General features: G+C 75.1%; 18 protein-coding genes and 1 pseudogene. 7 read left to right on the forward strand and 12 right to left on the reverse strand.

Going from position 1 to position 17,900, the window contains the following annotated elements:
* Positions 1-139 precede the first annotated feature (139 nt).
* Positions 140-1,474 (forward strand): D-arabinono-1,4-lactone oxidase, encoded by a 1,335-nt coding sequence (locus tag CRP51_RS10025; RefSeq protein ID WP_097230723.1) that lies wholly within the window; start codon positions 140-142, stop codon positions 1,472-1,474.
* On the opposite strand, the gene CRP51_RS10030 is transcribed toward CRP51_RS10025, so the two are convergent.
* Together CRP51_RS10030 and CRP51_RS28790 are read right to left on the reverse strand one after the other, a co-directional pair.
* Positions 1,432-2,370, reverse strand: coding sequence for a polysaccharide pyruvyl transferase family protein (locus CRP51_RS10030; RefSeq protein ID WP_097230724.1), 939 nt, complete (start codon positions 2,368-2,370; stop codon positions 1,432-1,434). The two genes, CRP51_RS10025 and CRP51_RS10030, sit on opposite strands and share 43 nt — an antisense overlap.
* Before the next feature lie 56 nt (positions 2,371-2,426).
* Positions 2,427-2,834 (reverse strand): hypothetical protein, encoded by a 408-nt coding sequence (locus tag CRP51_RS28790; RefSeq protein WP_097230725.1) that lies wholly within the window; start codon positions 2,832-2,834, stop codon positions 2,427-2,429.
* A 210-nt stretch (positions 2,835-3,044) separates the two neighbouring features.
* Between CRP51_RS28790 and CRP51_RS10040 the strand changes: the two genes are divergently transcribed.
* Both CRP51_RS10040 and CRP51_RS10045 read left to right on the forward strand, forming a co-directional pair.
* Positions 3,045-3,722 (forward strand): TetR/AcrR family transcriptional regulator, encoded by a 678-nt coding sequence (locus CRP51_RS10040; RefSeq protein WP_170970505.1) that lies wholly within the window; start codon positions 3,045-3,047, stop codon positions 3,720-3,722.
* 32 nt (positions 3,723-3,754) lie between these two features.
* The gene (locus CRP51_RS10045) at positions 3,755-4,648 is read left to right on the forward strand and encodes a phosphotransferase (protein ID WP_097230726.1); all 894 of its coding nucleotides are present in this window, start codon (positions 3,755-3,757) and stop codon (positions 4,646-4,648) included.
* 199 nt (positions 4,649-4,847) lie between these two features.
* Here CRP51_RS10045 and CRP51_RS10050 read toward each other — a convergent pair whose 3' ends face one another.
* From CRP51_RS10050 to CRP51_RS10070, 5 genes and pseudogenes are all read right to left on the reverse strand, one after another.
* Positions 4,848-5,963 (reverse strand): FAD-dependent oxidoreductase, encoded by a 1,116-nt coding sequence (locus tag CRP51_RS10050; protein WP_097230727.1) that lies wholly within the window; start codon positions 5,961-5,963, stop codon positions 4,848-4,850.
* Positions 5,963-6,724 carry a dioxygenase family protein gene (locus CRP51_RS10055; protein WP_097230897.1) on the reverse strand — a complete coding sequence of 254 codons (762 nt, stop codon included), beginning with the start codon at positions 6,722-6,724 and terminating at the stop codon, positions 5,963-5,965. Before CRP51_RS10055 ends, CRP51_RS10050 begins: the two co-directional genes overlap by 1 nt.
* Positions 6,725-6,894: 170 nt before the next feature.
* Positions 6,895-8,010, reverse strand: a pseudogene (locus CRP51_RS10060) (pectate lyase family protein); the annotation flags it as partial.
* Between the two features lie 46 nt (positions 8,011-8,056).
* Positions 8,057-9,271, reverse strand: coding sequence for a right-handed parallel beta-helix repeat-containing protein (locus CRP51_RS10065; protein WP_097230729.1), 1,215 nt, complete (start codon positions 9,269-9,271; stop codon positions 8,057-8,059).
* A 417-nt stretch (positions 9,272-9,688) separates the two neighbouring features.
* A complete protein-coding gene (locus CRP51_RS10070; RefSeq protein WP_097230730.1) occupies positions 9,689-10,771 on the reverse strand; it encodes an alkene reductase in 1,083 nt (360 codons plus the stop codon).
* A 140-nt stretch (positions 10,772-10,911) separates the two neighbouring features.
* On the opposite strand from CRP51_RS10070, the gene CRP51_RS10075 reads away from it, so the two are divergent.
* Both CRP51_RS10075 and CRP51_RS29415 read left to right on the forward strand, forming a co-directional pair.
* Complete coding sequence (locus tag CRP51_RS10075) at positions 10,912-11,319, forward strand: MerR family transcriptional regulator (RefSeq protein WP_097230731.1); 408 nt, start codon at positions 10,912-10,914, stop codon at positions 11,317-11,319.
* Between the two features lie 49 nt (positions 11,320-11,368).
* On the forward strand, positions 11,369-11,929 hold the full coding sequence (locus CRP51_RS29415) for a hypothetical protein (protein WP_245880486.1): 561 nt from the start codon (positions 11,369-11,371) through the stop codon (positions 11,927-11,929).
* Between the two features lie 43 nt (positions 11,930-11,972).
* On the opposite strand, the gene CRP51_RS10085 is transcribed toward CRP51_RS29415, so the two are convergent.
* Positions 11,973-12,800, reverse strand: coding sequence for a sulfite exporter TauE/SafE family protein (locus CRP51_RS10085; RefSeq protein WP_281259642.1), 828 nt, complete (start codon positions 12,798-12,800; stop codon positions 11,973-11,975).
* Between the two features lie 109 nt (positions 12,801-12,909).
* Positions 12,910-13,743, reverse strand: coding sequence for a helix-turn-helix transcriptional regulator (locus tag CRP51_RS10090; protein WP_097230732.1), 834 nt, complete (start codon positions 13,741-13,743; stop codon positions 12,910-12,912).
* A gap of 144 nt (positions 13,744-13,887) precedes the next feature.
* Here CRP51_RS10090 and CRP51_RS10095 point away from each other — a divergent pair, with 144 nt between their 5' ends.
* Positions 13,888-14,397 (forward strand): nuclear transport factor 2 family protein, encoded by a 510-nt coding sequence (locus CRP51_RS10095; protein WP_097230733.1) that lies wholly within the window; start codon positions 13,888-13,890, stop codon positions 14,395-14,397.
* Here CRP51_RS10095 and CRP51_RS10100 read toward each other — a convergent pair.
* Positions 14,387-15,241 (reverse strand): MBL fold metallo-hydrolase, encoded by an 855-nt coding sequence (locus tag CRP51_RS10100; RefSeq protein WP_097230734.1) that lies wholly within the window; start codon positions 15,239-15,241, stop codon positions 14,387-14,389. The two genes, CRP51_RS10095 and CRP51_RS10100, sit on opposite strands and share 11 nt — an antisense overlap.
* Positions 15,242-15,299: 58 nt before the next feature.
* Between CRP51_RS10100 and CRP51_RS10105 the strand changes: the two genes are divergently transcribed.
* A complete protein-coding gene (locus tag CRP51_RS10105; RefSeq protein WP_245880487.1) occupies positions 15,300-15,731 on the forward strand; it encodes a winged helix-turn-helix transcriptional regulator in 432 nt (143 codons plus the stop codon).
* Here the strand turns inward: CRP51_RS10105 and CRP51_RS10110 are convergent.
* Both CRP51_RS10110 and CRP51_RS10115 read right to left on the reverse strand, forming a co-directional pair.
* A complete protein-coding gene (locus CRP51_RS10110; protein ID WP_097230736.1) occupies positions 15,717-16,280 on the reverse strand; it encodes a TetR/AcrR family transcriptional regulator in 564 nt (187 codons plus the stop codon). The genes CRP51_RS10105 and CRP51_RS10110 overlap by 15 nt on opposite strands.
* 5 nt (positions 16,281-16,285) lie before the next feature.
* Positions 16,286-17,836 carry an MFS transporter gene (locus tag CRP51_RS10115; protein WP_097230737.1) on the reverse strand — a complete coding sequence of 517 codons (1,551 nt, stop codon included), beginning with the start codon at positions 17,834-17,836 and terminating at the stop codon, positions 16,286-16,288.
* Positions 17,837-17,900: the final 64 nt, after the last annotated feature.

The following is a 17,900-nucleotide window of genomic DNA, read 5'->3' on the forward strand; positions in this document are numbered from 1 at the left end:
GTCCGAACCCGGTCGGCCGGGTGTGGACCACCGTAGCGGCGCCGCCGCGCGGGGCAACCCCCGCGCGGGGCACGGAAACACGCGCACCACCTCCCGGGGTCCGCACGGGCGCGGACGGCGCGAGGAGAGGGGACGGCGGATGGGCGTCGCTACCACCGAGGCCGACTGGCGGAACTGGTCCCGCACCGCGAGCGCGCGCCCGGTGCGGGTCGAACGGCCGCGCACGGTCGAGGAGTTGCGCGAGGTCGTGCGGCGGGCGGTGGCCGAGGGGCTGCGGGTGAAGGCCGTCGGCAGCGGCCACTCGTTCACCGGGATCGCGGTCGCGGATGGCGTGCTGGTGCGGATGGACGCGCTGGACGCGCCGCTGCGGATCGACCGGCGCTCCGGGCTGGTCACCGTCGAGGCGGGCATCCCGCTGCACCGGCTGAACGCGGTGCTGGCCGCGCACGGTCTGGCGATGACCAATCTCGGCGACATCGACCGGCAGACCCTCTCCGGCGCCCTCTCCACCGGCACCCACGGCACCGGGGCCCGCTCCGGCGGGCTGGCCGCGCAGGTGCGGGCGCTGGAACTGGTGCTGGCGGACGGCTCGCTGGTGCGCTGCTCGGCCGGGGAGCGGCCCGAGCTGTTCGCCGCCGCCCGCGTCGGGCTGGGGGCGCTGGGCGTGCTCGCCACCGTCACGCTCCAGTGCGAGCCGGCCTTCGCGCTGCGCGCCCACGAGGGGCCGATGGGGCTGCCCGAGGTGCTGGACGGCCTCGACGCGCTGCTCGCCGCCAACGAGCACTTCGAGTTTTACTGGTTCCCGCACACCGACCGCGCGCTCACCAAGCGCAACAACCGGCTGCCTCCCGGCGAGCGGCCGTGCCCGCTGGGGCGGGCACGCGCCTGGTTCGACGACGAGTTCCTCTCCAACACCCTGCTGGAGGGCGTCAGCCGGCTGGGCACGGCGGTGCCGGGGGCGATCCCCCGGCTCAACGCGCTCAGCAGCCGCGCCCTCGCGGCCAGGACCTACAGCCACGCCTCGCACCGGGTCTTCACCTCGGCGCGGCGGGTGGTCTTCCGCGAGATGGAGTACGCGGTGCCGAGGGAGTCGGTGGCCGAGGTGGTGCGGGCGGTCCACCGCTGGGTGGCGGGGAGCGGCGAACGGGTCGCCTTCCCCGTCGAGGTGCGGTTCGCGCCGGCCGACGACGTGTGGCTCTCCACCGCCTACCGGCGGGAGAGCGCCTATGTGGCGGTGCACCAGTACCACCGGCTGCCGCACGAGCGGTACTTCCGCGCCGTGGCGGCGATCGCCGACGCGGTGGGCGGTCGCCCGCACTGGGGCAAGCTGCACTGGCTGGACGCGGCGGCGCTGCGCGGGCGCTATCCGCGGCTCGACGACTTCCTGGCCGTCCGGGACCGGCTCGACCCCGGCGGGGTCTTCGCCAACCCCTATCTGGACCGGGTGCTGGGCCCGGCCCCGGCCGCCGGCTGAGCGCCACCGGCCGGGGCACGCGCGAGGACGGCGGGCAGCGCGTCCGCCGGGTCGTGGCCGGCGGTGAGTTCCCGGGCGCGCCTTCGCGCCAGGCGGGCCCCGGGGCCGAGGGCCCACGTCCACCAGTGCCCCAGCCGTTCCTCGTCCAGCCGCTCGCCGGGGATCACCGCGGGCCAGCGCAGGGCCCTGGCCTGGGCTGTCATCTTGGCACCGGCGCTCACCGGGTCGATCGCCACGGCCGGGACGCCGACGCGCAGCGCCAGCACCAGCCCGTGCAGACGGTCGGTGACGACGACGTCGAGGCGCTCCAGCAGGGACAGCAGTTCGTCCGGCGTGCCGGGGAGCGTGCCGTCGCGCGCGTCGAGCCGCGTGTCGAACGGCACGGGCGCGCAGCGCGTGTCGTTGAGCCAGCCCGTGACGGTCTCCGCGACCCGGCCGTGCAGCCGGCGCGCGCCGTACTCGTGCTGGCCTCCGGTGAGCAGCAGCCCGGCCACGGGGACGGCGGGGCGCGCGGGCGCGCGGGCCGCGAGGTCCTCGGTGGGCGGGCCGGCGCCGTCGCGGGCGAGGATCCGGTGGAAGCCGGCGACGGCCGGGTCCCGCGGATCGAGCACCGAGGTGCCGACGGCCACCCGCAGGCAGTGGCCGAACCGCTCGTGCAGCCAGGCGATGTCCTGGCCGTGGAGCGGCCCGCAGACGAAGACCAGCCGGGTGTAGGCGGCCGGGTCGGCGTCCGCGAGGGAGAGCGCGCCGGGCCGGAAGCCGGGGCTCCAGGCGACGTCGTGGGGCTGGCCCGCCCGGTCGAGCACGGCCTGGACCCGGTGCAGGGCCAGGATGTCGCCGGCGGTCGCCTCGCCGTGGAGGAGACTGAACCAACCGGTCACCAGGGTCCGTTCCATCGCGGCCGGGTTTCCCGTCCCCGACGGCCGAAACCGGCTCCCGGCGTCGGCGTGCGTCAGATCCGGCCGTCGGTCAGCCGGGTCAGCGGGCCGGCGTTGCTCCGGAACGAGCGGCGGCCCAGGGCGAAGGCGCCGGCGGCCAGGCAGACGGCGCCCACGGCGGTGCCGGCGGAGACGCCCTTGTGGTGCCGGGCCGTGGTCCAGGCGCTGGTCGCGCCGGAGGCCGCGTGGTGCGCGGCGGAGGTGACGGCCTGCCGGCCGCCGGCCAGTCCGGCGGCGGCCGCGCGGCCGGCTCGGCCGGCGGTCTCGCCCGCCGCGCGCGCCGTCTCCCCGGCGGACTCCTCGGCCCCCTTCGCGTGCGCCGCGGCCTGCTCGGCCTCCTCCTTGGCGACTGCCAGCCGGGTGCCGGCCTTGGTGCGGTTGTCGTCCGTGCGGTTCTTCCTGGCTTCGCTCTTCGCAGTCATGACGCTCGGGTAACCGCGCAAATCGCTCTGAAACGTGGCCCGTTGACCCGCTTCGCCAACTCCCCCGACACCGGGGCGCGTTGGGGCGCGATCACTTCGGGGGACGCGGGAGGCCGCGTGGGGGGCCCGAGCGCCTCACCCTGGCCCTGTTCGTCACTAACTGCCATAATGCCACTTAATGTATCGCGCTCGACGGAACCGGAGCCCGAGATGACGACGACCAGACGCCGCGGCGGCGCGATGAGCGAGGTGCGGCGGCGCCGCCTTCGGCTGGAGATCTCGCGGGAGGCTTCCCGGCTCTTCTGGCGGCAGGGCGTCGAGGCCACCAGCGGCGACCAGATCGCCGAGGCCGTCGGCCTGTCCACCCGCACCATCTGGCGCCACTTCCGCACCAAGGAGAGCTGCGCCGAGCCCATCGTCGCCCGCGGCGTCGAGCGGGGGGTGACCCTCCTCCGCGCCTGGCCCCCGCACCTCTCCCTGGAGGAGCACGCCGCGGCCGAACGGACCGGGCACGTCCGCGAGGCCGGCGCCGACGCCCTCGCGGACGACGACCGGCTGGCCATGCGCCTGGTGGTCCTCGGTGAACGGGAGCCCGCCCTGCGCACCGCGTGGCTGATGGCCTGCGACCGGATCGAGCGGGAGCTGCGGCCGGTCATCGCCGAACGCCTCGGGCTCGCGGCCGACGACCGGCGGGTGCGGCCACACGCCGCCGCGGCGGCCGCGGCGCTGCGGGTGCACAACGAGCACGTCGCCGTCGCGCTGCTGGCCGGCGGCGACCCACTCCGGCGCCTCGACACCCCGGCCCACCTCGCCCGGGCCGTCCGCACCGCGACCGGCGGGGCGGTAGGGGACGCGATCGCCCGCCGCCCCGGGCACCCGCCCCCGTGAGAACAGGCGCCGGGCCGCGCCATAATCCTCCGATGCGCTCCTCCCCCTCACCGCAACCCGCCCGCCGCTGGGCCCGCGCCGAACGCCTCGACGCCGACCGGATGGCCGAGGCCCTCCACGAGCGGACCGGCGTCCGACTGACCGTGGAGGGCCCCTGCCCCGGCGGGCAGGTGGGCGCGGCCTACGTGCGGTGGCCCGACGGCCGCCGCTCCGTGCTGAAGTGGCGCCCGCGCGCCCGCGTCGCCGACCTGGTGGACGGCCCGATCGCCGTCTCCGAGGCGCTGCGGGCCGCCGGCTGCCCCGTGCCGGCCACCGAGCTGGTCGAGCAGGTCGACCACGCCGTCGTCACGGTCCAGGAGCTGCTGCCGGGCAGCACGCTGGACCGTCTGGACGCGCACGGCCTCGAACAGGCACTGGCCCTCAACCGGGCGTTCGCCGGGCGGCTGGCCGACCGCCCCGACATCCCGGCGATCGCGCTGTATCTGCGCGAGGACGGTCCCGGCTTCTGCCTGCACGAGCCGCTGCGCCGGCACGGCGCCCGCGCCGCCGCGCTGGAGCGCTGGGTCACCGCCGTCGGCGCCGCGCACCCGCCGGCGATGGAGGGCGAGGACGCCGTCCACCTGGACTACCACCCGGGCAACATGCTGGCGGTGGACGGCACCCTCACCGGCGTCATCGACTGGGACGGCGCCGGACGCGGCCACCACGGGTTCGACCTGGTCACCCTGCGGTTCGGCGTGCATGTCGAGGGGACGGGCCCGGGGGTGGAGGACCGGCTGGACGAGGTGCTCGACGCGCTGCCCGAGACGGTGCTGCGGCCGGCCTGGGCGCACATGAGTCTGCGGATGGTCGACTGGTCCATCCGCCACCACACCCCGGCCGACGTGGAGCACTGGCTGGACCTGGCCGCGCGCCGGACGGACTGAACGCGCTCCTCCCGCGGCATCACCGCGTCGCGGCGCCGCGAAGGGCACGCGAACGGCGGGAGGCCGACGGCGGCGGCCGTTCCCCCCTCCGCTCCGGGGCGGGCGGCGCCCGCCGGTGACCGCCGGACGCGGCAGGGCGGGACCTCCCCCGTGTGCGCCGTGCGCCGACCCGGCTGTCACTCGATGACGCCCGAACCGTTCACTTCGTGACAGCCAGCCGGGAGGCCAGCTCCCTGGCCGCCTCCCGCCCCGCGCGGTTGGCGCCGACGGTGGACTGCGAGGGGCCGAAGCCGATCAGCCACACCCGCGGCTCGTCGACCACGCGAGTGCCGCGCAGCGTGATGCCGCCCCGCGCGTTGCGCAGTCCCAACGGGTCGAGATGGCCGAGCGCCGCCTTGAAGCCGGTGGCCCACAGCAGGGTGTCGACGGCGGTGAACGAGCCGTCGGCCTCCCGGACCCCGAGGGGCTCGACGGCCGTGAACATCGGGCGCCGCACCAGCGCCCCGCGCTCCTCGGCCGCGCGGGCGTACGGGGTCCAGGCCAGGCCGGTGTAGGAGACGACGCTGCCCGTCGGGCGCCCCGCCGTCACGTCGGCGGTCACCCTGGCGATGACCTCGCGGCCCTCCACCTCGGGGCGGAACGCGCCCTCGCGGAAGACCGGTTCGCGGCGGGTGTACCAGAAGGTGGTCGCCACCCGGGAGACCTCCTCCAGCAGTTGCACCGCCGAGATCCCGCCGCCGACGACGGCCACCCGCCGCCCCGCCAGCTCCTCGGCCGAGACGTAGTCCCGGGTGTGCAACTGCCGGCCGGCGAAGGTCTCCTGCCCCGGGTAGCGCGGCCGGACCGGGTTGTTCCAGGTGCCGGTCGCGTTGACCAGGGCGCGGGTGCGCCACCGGCCGGCGGTGGACTCCACCAGCAGCTCGCCCTCCGGGTCCGTGTCGGCCCGGCTGACGGCGGTGACGGTGACCGGGCGGAGGATCGGCGGACGGGTGGCGCGCTCGAACGCGTCGAAGTAGCGGGGAACGGCGTCCCGGCTCGGCTCGGCGGGGTCGATCGGCGGCTGGGGGAAGTCCGGCAGGTCGAAGATGCCGTTGACGGTCGCCATCCGCAGCGACTCCCAGCGGTGCCGCCAGGCGCCGCCCGCGCCGGACTCGGCGTCCAGCACCACCACGGTGCGGTCCGCCTCCGGGTCGGTCAGCGCGCTGGCGAAGCCGCGCCGCCCGAGGTGATAGGCGGCCGAGAGGCCGGCCTGGCCGCCACCGACGACCACCGCGGTGGCCCGACGCTCGGCGCCGGGCTGGACGAGGGCTCCCATCAGCCGAACTGTACCGACCGCTTGGCCAGCCCCATCCAGAAGCCGTCGATCACGCTGCGCTGCGCGGTGAGCTCGCCCACGGCGTCCGCCGCCCCCATGGCGACGAAGAGCGGCGCGAAGTGCTCGGTGCGCGGATGCGCCAGGGCGCCGGCGGGCGAGGCGTGGGTGAAGTCGAGCAGCGCGTCCGCGTCGCCCGCCTCCAGTGCCTCGTGCCCCCAGTCGTCGAACTCGGCGGACCAGGCGGGCACGCCCTCGTCGCGCAGCGCCGCGAGGTTGTGGGTGAAGAAGCCGGAGCCGACGATCAGCACCCCCTCGTCGCGCAGCGGCGCCAGCCGTCGGCCGATCTCCATCAGCCGCCCGGGGTCGAGGGTCGGCAGCGAGATCTGGAGCACCGGGATGTCGGCGTCCGGGTACATCTCCACCAGCGGCACGTAGGCGCCGTGGTCCAGCCCCCGCTCCGGCACGTCCCGCACCGGTGTGCCGGCGGAACGCAGCAACGCCCGGACGTCCGCCGCGAGTGCGGGGGCGCCGGGCGCCGGGTAGCGCACCCGGTAGTAGCGCTCGGGAAAGCCCCAGAAGTCGTACTCCAGCGGCACGGTCGCGGTGGCGCCGATCGCCAGCGGGGCCTCCTCCCAGTGCGCCGAGACCATCAGAACGGCCTTCGGCCTCGGCAGTGCGGCCGACCAGGCGGCGAGCTGCCCCGGCCAGAGCGCGTCGTCCGCCAGCGGCGGGGCGCCGTGCGAGACATAGAGCGCGGGCATCCGGGCGGACGTGGGTATGGCGGTCACGGGGCCCTCCGACGGTCTCATTGAAGCTTCAACTTCTTGCGTCGAGAGTACTCCAGTGAGAGCTCCGCCGGGCCGCGCCGGCGAGGCCCCCGGTCGCCCGGGGGCGTCGCCGTCCGTGACCCGGCGGGTGGTTCGGTGGTTCAGCAGGTGCCGTCGGGGAACCGGACGCCGTTGTCCGCGCCCGCGACCTCGCTCACCACGCTCGGGACGCAGTCCGCGCCGTCCGGCGCGTAGGAGTAGGGGATGTCCACGGTGGTGGTCGACTCCGGGTCCGGCCCCGCCGGGTTGGTCTCGTCGCCCGGCTCGGACCAGGTCACGTTCTCGAAGACGTTGCCGTCGACCTGCCAGTAGCCGGCCTCGTCCGTGTAGAAGGTGCCCAGGACGTCCTTGGAGTCCTGGAAGTAGTTGTTCTCCACCCGCACCCGCGCGCCGGCCCGGGAGTTGATCCCGGACTCGTGGACGCTCACGTAGTGGTTGTTGAAGACGTGCCCGACGCCGCCGCGCAGCAGCGGGGTGCGGGAGTCGATGTTCTCGTACAGGTTGTGGTGGTAGGTGACGAAGCCGTTGGAGGTGTCGCTCTCGCTGGAGCCGACCAGCCCGCCGCGCCCGGAGTCGCGCAGGACGCTGTGGGAGAGCGTGACGTACTGGGTGTTGTTCTTCATGTCGAAGAGCCCGTCGTAGCCCTCGTCCTCGCCGCCGGACGCCTCCAGCGTGACGTGGTCGACCCAGACGTTGCGGACGTCCTTCTCCATCCCGATGGCGTCGCCGCCGTTGGAGGTCGGCGAGCCCGACTTCTTGACGTTCCGCACCGTCACGTTCTGGATGATGATGTTGCTGGACTCCCGTATGTGGATCCCCAGTTGGTCGAAGACCGCGCCGTCGCCGACGCCGACCAGGGTCACGTTGCTGATCTGCTTCAGCTCGATCACGTCGTCGGCGGTGTTGCAGCTGTCGCCGGAGACCTTGCTGGTGTTCCCGTGGTTGATGGTGCCCTCGACCTCGATGGTGATCGGGGTGTCCTCGCTGGCCCGCGAGCAGAGCGCCTCGTGGATCTCGGTCCCGGTGCCGGCCCGGACGGTCTCGCCGCCCTCGCCGCCGGTGGTGCCGCCGTTCTCGCCGGCGTAGCCGCTGGCCGTGCCCGTCACCGAGGTGGACGCCTCGGCCGACGCCTCGGGCATCGACAGCGCGACCCCGCTCGCGGCCACCACGGCCAGCAGCGTCGTGGTCACGCCGACCCGCGGCGATACTCGTGTCCTCATGGTTGGTCCGCCTTTCGCGCGTTGTGGGGGGTGTGGCGGGGGTCGCTCAGTCCGTGACCCGGGCGCCGCCGAAGGTCACCACGAGGCTGCCGTCCTCGGCGAAGGACCAGTCCAGGTCGCCCGCGTAGGCGCCGCAGGAGGCGCCGTTCTCGCCCGACCAGAACTCGTTGGAGCCGTCGACGTCGCCGATCGTGCGGTCGTTGGAGCCGCTGTCGCACGAGACGTTGTCGCGGAAGACGGAGGAGCCGCCGTCGAAGTTGAAGTTGCGCTCCTCGCTGCCGATGCTCACGTTGCCCGAGACGGTCATGGAGCCGGTGTTGCGGTTGTAGGTGAACCCGTGCTTGCCGTTGCCGTGCGCGATGTTGTCGCGCAGCACGTGGTCGACGCCGATGTCCTCGCCGCCCAGCTTGTAGCCGTTGCGGTCGCCGTCGCCGGCCTGGGAGCCGTCGGAGAGCGTGCCGTTGTCGTAGGCGAGCGAGTTCTCGATGGTGACCGCGCCGATCGCGCCGGTCTCCGACTTGGTGTAGAGGTCGTAGCCGTCGTCGATGTTGTGGTGCGCGACGGTGTGTCGGAAGACGTTGCCGGGCCCGACCGTCAGCTTGGGCGCGAAGCCGTCGGCGTCCTCGCCGTCGGAGTCGACGTTGTCGTGCGAGACGGCGCTGAGCACCAGGTTGTTCGAGGGCCACTCGCTCTCGGGGGTGTCGGAGGTGGCGCGGGAGAGCTGGAGCCCGGAGTCGCGGTTGTGGCGGGTGACGGTGCGCTCGATGACGTTGTCGCTGCCGCTGACGAAGATGCCGTTGTCGCCCGCGTGCTCGACCGTGATGCCGTAGAGGTGCCAGAAGGAGGCGTTCAGCGCCAGACCCCGGTTGGCGGAGTCCTCCTCCTGGGCGGAGAAGTCCAGCACCGGGGTCTCCCCCGGGTAGGCCGACAGCGTGGTGCGGGCGTCGGCCGTGCCGTCGCTGCCCGGCGCGATGGTGACCGTCTCCGCCAACGCGTAGGTCCCGTCGCGCAGATAGACCGTCCCGCCCGCGGTGACGCGCTCCAGCGCGGCGGTGAGCGTGGTCGGGTCGTCCTCCGTCCCGGCGGCGTCGGCGCCGCCGTCCGGCGAGGCGTAGAGCGCGTCGGCCGCCAGGGCGGGCGCGCCCGGCTCGTCGGCGCCTGCGCCGGCGGCCGCGCCCAGCAGCCACGCCGCCATCACGCCGGAGAGCGAGACCGCGAGGGCGACGCGCCGGCGGCGGGCGGGAACACGGACCAGAGACATGGGCTCATCTCCTCAGAACCGGGGTGGGGGGTGCCTCGGCGGAAACGACGACCCCGCGGAAACGGGGAAGGGGTGGGGCCAGCCACCCGCGGCTCCCCGGTCCGCCGGCGCGTCGGCCGCGCGGGTTCTCGTCGCCGGGCGCACGGCACGGACCGCGCGACCCGGCGTTGACCGGTGGTGTGGAACGGCGGGGACCGAGCGGCTCCCTGGTGGGTTTCGGCCTCGCCGCGCAAGCGCTTGCCGTCACGGTCGGGGGTTCCCGACCTGGTCAGGGGCACTTGGGGGAACAGCGTAGGAGCGGGAGGCCGAACAATTCCGGGATGCGCGTGGACAATAACGATCCCACGCGCCCCTCCCCCGCCGGGGACACCGCGTCAACTGCCCGGGAACGGCCCCCCGTTCGCCCCGGCGGGTCGTTCAGTCCAGGTAGCGATAGGCGGAATAGGTCAGATAGCCGGCGTCGCCCCCCTGGTAGAAGTCGCGCGCGTCCTCGGGGCTCAACGGCAGCCCGGCGCGCAGCCGTTCCACCAGGTCCGGGTTGGCGATGAACGCGCGGCCGAAACTGATCAGGTCCGCGCCGAGCCCCAGCCAGCGGTCGGCGTCGGCGCGGTCGGTCCGCTTCGGGCCGCCGGGCGGAACCGGGTTCATGATCAACGTGCCGGGCCAGGACTCGCGCAGCCCGAGCAGCACCTCCTCCTCGCTGGTCGCGACGAGATGGACATAGGCCAGGTCCAGCCGGGCCAACTCGGCGAGCAGCGTCCCGTAGAGCCGGGGCACGTCCTCGTCCGCCACGCCCCAGGTCGTCGACCCGGGCGAGAGCCGGATGCCGGTCCTGGCGGCGCCGACCGCGTCGACGGTGGCCTCCGCCGCCTCCACGGCGAACCGGACGCGGCCCGCCACCGAGCCGCCGTAGCGGTCGGTGCGCAGGTTGGCGTTGCTCGACAGGAACTGCGAGATCAGATAGCCGTTGGCACCGTGCAGTTCCACCCCGTCGAAGCCGGCCTCCACCGCTCCCCTGGCCGCCTCCGCGTACGAGGCGGCGTGCTCCGGGACCTCGGCGGTCTCCAGCGCGCGGGGAACGGGCGCCGGCCGGGGGCCGTTCGGGGTGAAGACGTCGCCGACGGCGGGCACGGCCGAGGGTCCCACGGGCCATGAGCCGGTGGTGTCGGGGTGCGAGACCCGGCCGCCGTGCATGATCTGCGCGAAGATCCGGCCGCCGTTGGCGTGCACGGCCTCGGTGACCTGCCGCCAGGAGGCGACCTGCGCCCGGGTGTGCAGTCCCGGCGTGCCAGGGTTGGACTGGCCGACCAGGCTGGGCTGCACGCCCTCGGAGACGATCAGCCCGGCGCTGGCCCGCTGCGCGTAGTAGCCGGCCATCGACGGCGTCGCCAGCCCGCCGTCGGCGGCCCGCGCGCGGGTCATCGGGGCCATCACGACGCGGTTGGGAAGGGCCAGCTCGCCGAGCCGGTGGCGGGAGAAGAGGGCTGAGCGGGATGACATCGTTTCGGGCTCCTCACGGTCGCCGCGTTCCCAGATCTTGGGCGGCGCGGCTACGCTAAAAGCTCACATCCATGTGAGGGGCAAGTCCGGGGCGCGGTCCATCTCACCGGGCGGCGCCCAGGCCCCGGGAGGGCGGAACGTTGCGGATCGGCGAGTTGGCCGCGCGCACCGGCGTGAGCGTGCGGTCGCTGCGGTACTACGAGGAGCAGGGCCTGCTGAGCAGCGCCCGGAGCGCGAGCGGCCAGCGGCACTACACCGAGGGCGCGGTCGGCCGGGTGGAACTCATCCAGCAGCTGTACAACGCCGGCCTGTCCAGCAGGACCGTCGCCCAGCTGCTGCCGTGCGTGGACGCGCCCAGCCACCGGGCGACGGACGTGGCGCTGGAGAAGTTGGCGCGCGAACGGGACCGGATCTCGGCCCACATCGACGAGCTGGCCGCGACCAGGGACGCCCTGGACGCGGTGATGGAGACGGCGCGCGCCTACCGCACCGGGCAGTGGCCGCCACAGGGCGCGGGCGACTGCGCGGCGCGGCGGCGCGCGGGATGAGCCGGGGCGGCCGGGTGGGGTCCCGGGGGGCGCGGGGTTGACTTCGGGCATGAGGATGCGCAGCAGTTTTCCCGCCGCCGTGGTCGTCGCCGTCGTCGCGTGCGCGGCGCTCGCGTCGTGCTCTTCGGACTCCGACTCGGACCCGGAGGGGGGCTCGGGCTCCGGCTCCGGCGGGGCGGGCGCCGAGTCGTCGGCGTCCGAGACCGACGAGGACGGGGCCGGGGCGCCGGAGGAGGAGACCGGGGACGGAGACGGGGAGGGAGACGGGGAGGAGGCCGCGCCCCCGCCGTCCGGGCCGTGCGCGGAGGGGAGTTGTGAGGTCGAGGTGGTCGTGGGGGATGTCCTCGAGGTCCCGGAGAGCTACGGCCTCGGGCCGATCGAGGTCACGGGCATCGCCGGCGACACGGTCGACATGGTCGCGCCCGTGACGGGTTCCGGCTTCAGCCTGGCCGGCTGTTCCGGGGGCGGCGGGGTGACCTCCCACGGCGGCGGTGGCGTCGGGATGAGCTGCGACGTGGGGACGGCCGCCACCGTCAACGACGCGATGGGCCTGGAGGTCGTCGAGATCACGGGCGACGGCGCCGTCCTGCGGATCGAACCCGCCGGGTGAGGCGCCTCCCGGCCGGCCGGGTCGGCGCGACCGGCCGGCCGGGTCAGGAGAAGAAGACCAGGTTGACGATCGCCACCGTGCCGATGGCCACGATCAGCCCGCGCATCAGTCCCGGGGGCAGCCGTCGCCCGACGCGGGCGCCGACCACGCCGCCGAGGGTGGCGCCCACGGCGATCAGCGCGACGGCCAGCCAGTCGATCGAGTCCCAGGCGACCGCCATGAAGACCACGGCTGCCACCAGGTTGACGCCGGTGACCAGCAGGTTCTTCACCGCGTTGACGGACTGGAGGGACTCGCTGGTCAGGATGGACAGCAGCCCGACGACGAGGATGCCCTGCGCGGCGCCGAAGTAGCCGCCGTAGACGCCGACGACCAGGGTGCCGCCGAGCAGCGCCGCGCGCCGGCCGGACGAGGGGCCGGCGTCGGCGGCGCCCTCCGGGTCCTCCGCGGCGCGGCGGGCGGCCGCCCGCTGGACGAACGGTCCCGCGACGACCATCACCAGGCCGGCGGCGATCAGCACCGGGACGATGGTGCGGAACGCGTCGTCCGGCAGCACCAGCAGCAGCGCCGCGCCGACGATCCCGCCGCCCAGGGAGGCGGGCAGCAGCACGCGGGCGAGGCCGGCGTTCCGGCGCAGCTCGTGCCGGTAGCCGAGGGTGCCGGAGAGACCGCCGCCGACCAGGCCGATGTTGTTGGAGATGTTGGCGACCAGCGGCGGGTAGCCGCAGAGGACCAGCACGGGGAACGAGACCAGCGTGCCGGAGCCGACGACCACGTTGATCATCCCGGCCCAGAAGCCGGCGCCGAGGATGGCGGCCCACTTGCCGCCGACGGCCGCCGCCTCGACCAGGCCGGCGTCGGCGATCACCACCGGCCGGCCCGTTCACCCGCCGCGGCTCCCCCGCCGCACCCGTGACCGCGCGTCGCATCCATGGCCCCAGGCTAGGACCCCTGGCGAGCGGCCCCGCGAGCGGCCCGGGTCAGGCGCCGGCGTGGTGGGGGGTGGCGTGCGACGAGCCGAGCAGCGCGAGTGCCCGCGCCGTGGGCCCGTCCGGCTCGGCCTGGTAGACGACCAACTGCCGGCCGGGGGCGTCGCGGACGTCGAACGTGAGGGAGGTGAAGGAGAGCCTGCCGACCTCCGGATGGTGCAGCTCCTTGTCGGTGCGCGACTTGTCCCGGACGATGTGCGCGCCCCACAGCGCGGCGAACTCGGCGCTCCGGCCGGCCAGCGTCGCGACGAGGGCGCGCAGCCGGGGGCAGTCCGGGTCGATGCCCTCGGCCTGGCGCAGATGGCCGACGACCACCCGCGCGGTCAGCGACCAGCGCACGTGGAAGTGCCGGGCGACCGGGTCGAGGAAGACCATGCGGGCGAGGTTGTCCGGTCTCCTGAACGGCGCGTGCAGCGCCTCGGCGAGCGGGTTGGCGGCGAGGATCTCCAACGTGCGGTCGATGACGAACGCGGGAGCGCCGGCGAACCCGTGCAACAGCCGCCGCAGCGCCGGCGGGACGGAGTCCGCCGGCGGTGTCGAACGGGGCCCGGGGGCGGTGCCCGCCAGCCGGTGGAGATGGTCGCGGGCGTCGGCGTCCAGCCGCAGGGCGCGGCCGAGCGCGTCGACGACCCGCGCCGACGGATGGCGCTCGCGGCCCTGCTCCAGGCGCGCGTAGTAGTCGACGTTGACCCCGGCCAGCACCGCGACCTCCTCGCGGCGCAGCCCCGGCACCCGGCGCGGGCCGTGGGAGGGGATGCCGCTCTCCTCCGGGCGCAGCCGCGACCTGCGGGCGCGGAGGAAGGGACCGAGCCGGTTCTCACTCATGCGTCGAGGGTAGGGCGCGCCGTCGCGCGCCGCCTGGGTGTGGCGCACCCAGGCGGCGAACGCCCTGGTCCCGGCGGTGCGTTCGGCCGAGACTCGGTGCGGACCCGGGGACGCGCCCCGGGCCGCGACGAGGGGAGCGGGGAGATGGCGGAGCGGGACGCCGGATGTCAGGCGCTGGAGGCGCGGCTGAGGAGGTGGGAGGACGGTCAGGCGCTGCGCGGGCTGCTGATGCGCGGCTGGCGGGCGTTGGACCACAGGGACTGGGACGCCTGGATCGCGCACTGGGCCGAGGACGCGGTCTTCGAGTTCGGCCCGTGGGGCGAGACGCGGGGCCGGCGGGCGATCAGGGAGCGGGTGGAGGAGGCCGAGGCCGACTACCCGACGATGCAGCACCACATCCTCAACCTGCATGTGGAGGTGGAGGGCGACCGGGCGACCGGCATCGGCTACATGTGGTTCGTCGCGGTCACCGCGCCCGGCCGGACCGGCACGCCGTACGCGATGGGCGGCCCCTACGACTGGGAGTTCCGCCGGGGCGCGGACGGCCGCTGGCTGGTGACGCGCCAGCGGTTGGGGCTGTGGTGGACGAGCGGCGAGGACACGGGGGACCGCTTCGCCGCTCCGCCGGGCGCTGCCGGCGGTCTCACCCCGTGAGGTCCGCGAAGCGGGCGAACTCCCAGGGGTCGTGGGCGCTGAGGACGGTGACCTCGTCCGGGTGGTCGCGGCGGAGGCCGCGCAGTCGGTCGCGCGTCCCGACGCGCGCCGCGACATCGGTCTCCGCTCCCTGCTGGACGGGCTCCAGGGCGGGGTGGGGAAGGGGCGGGGTGCGCTCGATCTCACCGTGGTACATGTACGCGTCGCCGGCGTGGAAGAGCCATCGTCCGTCGCCCTCGCGCACGGCGACGCCCGCGTGTCCCGCCGAGTGGCCGGGCAGCGGCACCAGCAGCAGTTCGGACGCCAGTCCCCGGGGCCGCGCCACTCCCGGGAAGCCGAACCACTCCCCGCCCCCGTCCTCGGACGCGGGCGTGAGCATCGGGCCGTGCGCCCGGTGGGCCGGCATGAAGCGGTCGAGGCTGTGCCCGTGGTGCGCCGCGGCGGGGTCGGTGACGGCCCGGTACTCGTCGGGGTGCAGGTGCACCCGTGCGTGCGGGAAGTCGGGCAGTCCTCCCGTGTGGTCGCGGTGCAGGTGGGTGAGCACGATGTGCCGCACGTCCCCGGGCGCGTACCCGAGGCGGACGACCTGGCGCAGCGCGCTCTCCGCGCGGTCCAGCGCGGGCTGGGCATAGGCCACCCAGTCGGCGCCCAGCGAACGGCGGGGGTGCCGCAGGTCGGCGGTTCCGAGGCCGGTGTCCACCAGGACCAGCCCGTCGGAGTCCGTTTCGAGGAGCAGGCAGTGGCAGACGACGGCGCGTGCGCGGGGCGCGGGGTCCGTCGCGGGTTCCGCCGGAAGTGGTGGAATCTTCCGGAGCGAACCGCAGTTGAGGTGGTGGACACGCATGAGGCCCCCTGGAGTCGGGTCGGCGGGGTGTGCGCCACGGACGTTAGGAGGAGCCCTCGTGACTCACCAAACGGTGGGACACACGCCCACCGGGGACGGGGACGGTCCGCTGGCGGACTGTCCGGACAGCGCCCTCGTTCCGCCGGGCTCCGAGCCGCGCTGCCCCGTCGACATCACCCTCGCCACGCTCGGAGGCCGGTGGACGCCGCTGGTGGTCCGCGAGTTCCTGCGTCGCGGCCAGGCCAGCTACTCCGAGCTGTCCGCCGCCCTGCCCGCCCTCTCGGACAAGGTGCTCTCGGACCGGCTGGCCCAGTTGACCGGCGCGGGCGTCGTCGAGCGCCGTCGCACCCCCGGTTGGCCTCCCCGCGTGCGCTACGTGCTCACCGCGCAGGGGCGGGCGCTGGAGCCCGTGGTGCGGGGCATGTGGGAGTGGGGCACGGCGCGACGCGAGGCTCTCGCGCGGGCGCCGGGCCCGTCAGACTCCGTCTAGGGCCTTCGACAGGACGGTGCGGATGTGGAGCGGGTCGGCGTCGCGGTCGTCGAGGAGGATCGCGGCGCAGAGGCCGTCGCACAGCGCGACGAACGCCTCGACCGCGTCCGGGTCGTCCGTCCGCGTGCGGGCCAGCGCCGCGACGTTGTCGCGCCAGCCGCGCGCCGCCGGGCGCAGCGCGGGGCGGCGCGCCGCCAGCGTCGACAACTCGCGCTCCGCCAGGGCCCGTTCGCGTCCGGGGCCGGAGGAGTCGGCGATGAGCAGGGCGAGCCCGCCGAGCGGGTCGTCGTCGGCCTCGACGAGCCGGCGGATGTGGTCGGTGTAGGCGTCGGCGATGCTGGTCAACGCGGCCACCAGCAGGTCGTCGAGGGTGGCGAAGTAGTAGAGCGTGAGGCTGGTGGTGATCCCCGCCTCCCTGGCGACGGCCCGGTGGGTCACCCCGGCGGCGCCGTCGCGGCGGACCACGGTGAGCGTCGCCTCGATGATCTGGGCCCTGCGGCGTTGGCCGCGCAGCCTGCGCCCGTCGACCGTGCCCTGCTCGTCCGCCATCGCCCTCACCGCTCGTCGAAGCCCGCCGGGGTCGAGGCTATCGGCTCCGCGCCGGGGGCGGGTTGGCCGATCGGCCGGATGTGGCGCAGCGCGCGGAGGCAGACGAGCGACGCGGCGGCGACGGCGGCACCGGCGACGAGCGCGGCGGTGTTGAGGCCCCCGGTGAACGCGTCCCGCGCGTGGGCCAGGGCGCCCGGGGGCAGCCGTTCCGCCACGGACACCGCGCCGGGGAGGCTTTCGGCGTAGGGCCGCGCCTCGGCGGGGGCCAGGCCGGGCCGTTCCCCCGCCGACGTCCGGTAGAGCGCCGTCGCGAGGCTGCCCAGGAGCGCGACCCCGGCCGCGACCCCCAGCTCCTGAACGGTCTCCGACATCGCGGCGGCCGACCCGGCCCGCTCCCGCGGTGCCGCGCCCACGACGATGTCGGTGCCCAGCGAGGCGATCGTTCCGAGGCCGAGGTAGAGGAAGCCGAACCCGACGACCACGCTCGTCCGGCTGTCGCTCCCGGCGAGGGCGAGCAGGGCGTAGCCGACGAGGGAGAGGGCGAGGGCGGCCGCCATCACCCGCCCCGGCGGAACGCGCGTGGCGAGCAGCGGGGCGCCGATGCCGCCGACCAGCATCGCGAGCGCGGGCGGCCCCATCCACAGGCCGGCGGCCGTGGGCGAGAGCCCCGCGACGAGCTGGAGGTGCTGGGTGACCAGGAACATCATGCCGCCGAAGCCGGCCAGACCGACCAGCAGCACGCCAAGCGCGGCGGAGAAGGCGCGGTCGGTGAAGAGCCGCACGTCCAGCAGCGGTCTCGGCAGGCGGAGTTGGCGGCGCACGAAGACGACGGCCGAGGCGCCGCCGAGCAGCGCGGCGACGAGCGCCTGTCCGTCGGGGCCCTCGGCCGCGACATGCTTGACGGCGTAGACGGCCGGCAGCACGGCCGCCAGCGACAGGGCGACGCTCCACGGGTCGAGCCGGCCGGTGGCCGGCCGGCTCTCGGGGAGCAGCACGGGCGCGGCGACCAGCACCACCACCGCGACGGGCACCGCGAGCAGGAAGACCGCGCCCCACCAGAGGTGGGAGGAGAGCACGCCTCCCACCGCCGGACCGGCCGCCATGCCGAGCGCGAACATCGTGGCCCAGGCGCCGATCGCCAACGCCCGCTGCCTGGCGTCCCGGAACATGTCGCCGATGAGGGAGAGCGTGGACGGCATCAGCGTCGCCCCCGCCACGCCCAGCAGCGCGCGGGCGAGGATCAGCCAGAGCGCGCCGGGGGCGAACGCAGCGAGCACCGAGGCCGCGCCGAACGCGGCCATGCCGACGCGCAGCAGCCGCCGGCGCCCGACGCGGTCGCCGAGGGTGCCCATGGTGATCAGGAACCCCGCGATCAGGAACCCGTAGGCGTCCATGATCCACAGGGTCTCCGTCGCGCTCGGCCGCAGCTCCGCGGTGAGGCTCGGAACGACCAGGTACAGCGCCGTGACGTCCAGTCCCAGCAGCGCGGTCGGCAACGCCAGGACCGCGAAGCCGGCCCACTCGCGCCTTCCGGCGCGCGACGACGGTTCCGCCATCTCACCCTCCCACTTAGTTGAACTCACGTACTAGTTGTACCATCGTTCAACAATGAGCGTGTGG

Origin of the sequence: Streptomyces zhaozhouensis, assembly GCF_900230195.1 — a bacterium.
Taxonomy (GTDB): Bacteria; Actinomycetota; Actinomycetes; order Streptomycetales; family Streptomycetaceae; genus Streptomyces; species Streptomyces zhaozhouensis.

What these genes read in the sequence shown, in the direction of transcription:
- CRP51_RS10025 (WP_097230723.1), top strand. Translation starts at nt 140, where the DNA reads ATGGGCGTCGCTACCACCGAGGCCGACTGGCGGAACTGGTCCCGCACC.
- CRP51_RS10030 (WP_097230724.1), bottom strand. Translation starts at nt 2,370, where the DNA reads ATGGAACGGACCCTGGTGACCGGTTGGTTCAGTCTCCTCCACGGCGAG.
- CRP51_RS28790 (WP_097230725.1), bottom strand. Translation starts at nt 2,834, where the DNA reads ATGACTGCGAAGAGCGAAGCCAGGAAGAACCGCACGGACGACAACCGC.
- CRP51_RS10040 (WP_170970505.1), top strand. Translation starts at nt 3,045, where the DNA reads ATGACGACGACCAGACGCCGCGGCGGCGCGATGAGCGAGGTGCGGCGG.
- CRP51_RS10045 (WP_097230726.1), top strand. Translation starts at nt 3,755, where the DNA reads ATGCGCTCCTCCCCCTCACCGCAACCCGCCCGCCGCTGGGCCCGCGCC.
- CRP51_RS10050 (WP_097230727.1), bottom strand. Translation starts at nt 5,963, where the DNA reads ATGGGAGCCCTCGTCCAGCCCGGCGCCGAGCGTCGGGCCACCGCGGTG.
- CRP51_RS10055 (WP_097230897.1), bottom strand. Translation starts at nt 6,724, where the DNA reads ATGCCCGCGCTCTATGTCTCGCACGGCGCCCCGCCGCTGGCGGACGAC.
- CRP51_RS10065 (WP_097230729.1), bottom strand. Translation starts at nt 9,271, where the DNA reads ATGTCTCTGGTCCGTGTTCCCGCCCGCCGCCGGCGCGTCGCCCTCGCG.
- CRP51_RS10070 (WP_097230730.1), bottom strand. Translation starts at nt 10,771, where the DNA reads ATGTCATCCCGCTCAGCCCTCTTCTCCCGCCACCGGCTCGGCGAGCTG.
- CRP51_RS29415 (WP_245880486.1), top strand. Translation starts at nt 11,369, where the DNA reads ATGAGGATGCGCAGCAGTTTTCCCGCCGCCGTGGTCGTCGCCGTCGTC.
- CRP51_RS10090 (WP_097230732.1), bottom strand. Translation starts at nt 13,743, where the DNA reads ATGAGTGAGAACCGGCTCGGTCCCTTCCTCCGCGCCCGCAGGTCGCGG.
- CRP51_RS10095 (WP_097230733.1), top strand. Translation starts at nt 13,888, where the DNA reads ATGGCGGAGCGGGACGCCGGATGTCAGGCGCTGGAGGCGCGGCTGAGG.
- CRP51_RS10100 (WP_097230734.1), bottom strand. Translation starts at nt 15,241, where the DNA reads ATGCGTGTCCACCACCTCAACTGCGGTTCGCTCCGGAAGATTCCACCA.
- CRP51_RS10110 (WP_097230736.1), bottom strand. Translation starts at nt 16,280, where the DNA reads ATGGCGGACGAGCAGGGCACGGTCGACGGGCGCAGGCTGCGCGGCCAA.
- CRP51_RS10115 (WP_097230737.1), bottom strand. Translation starts at nt 17,836, where the DNA reads ATGGCGGAACCGTCGTCGCGCGCCGGAAGGCGCGAGTGGGCCGGCTTC.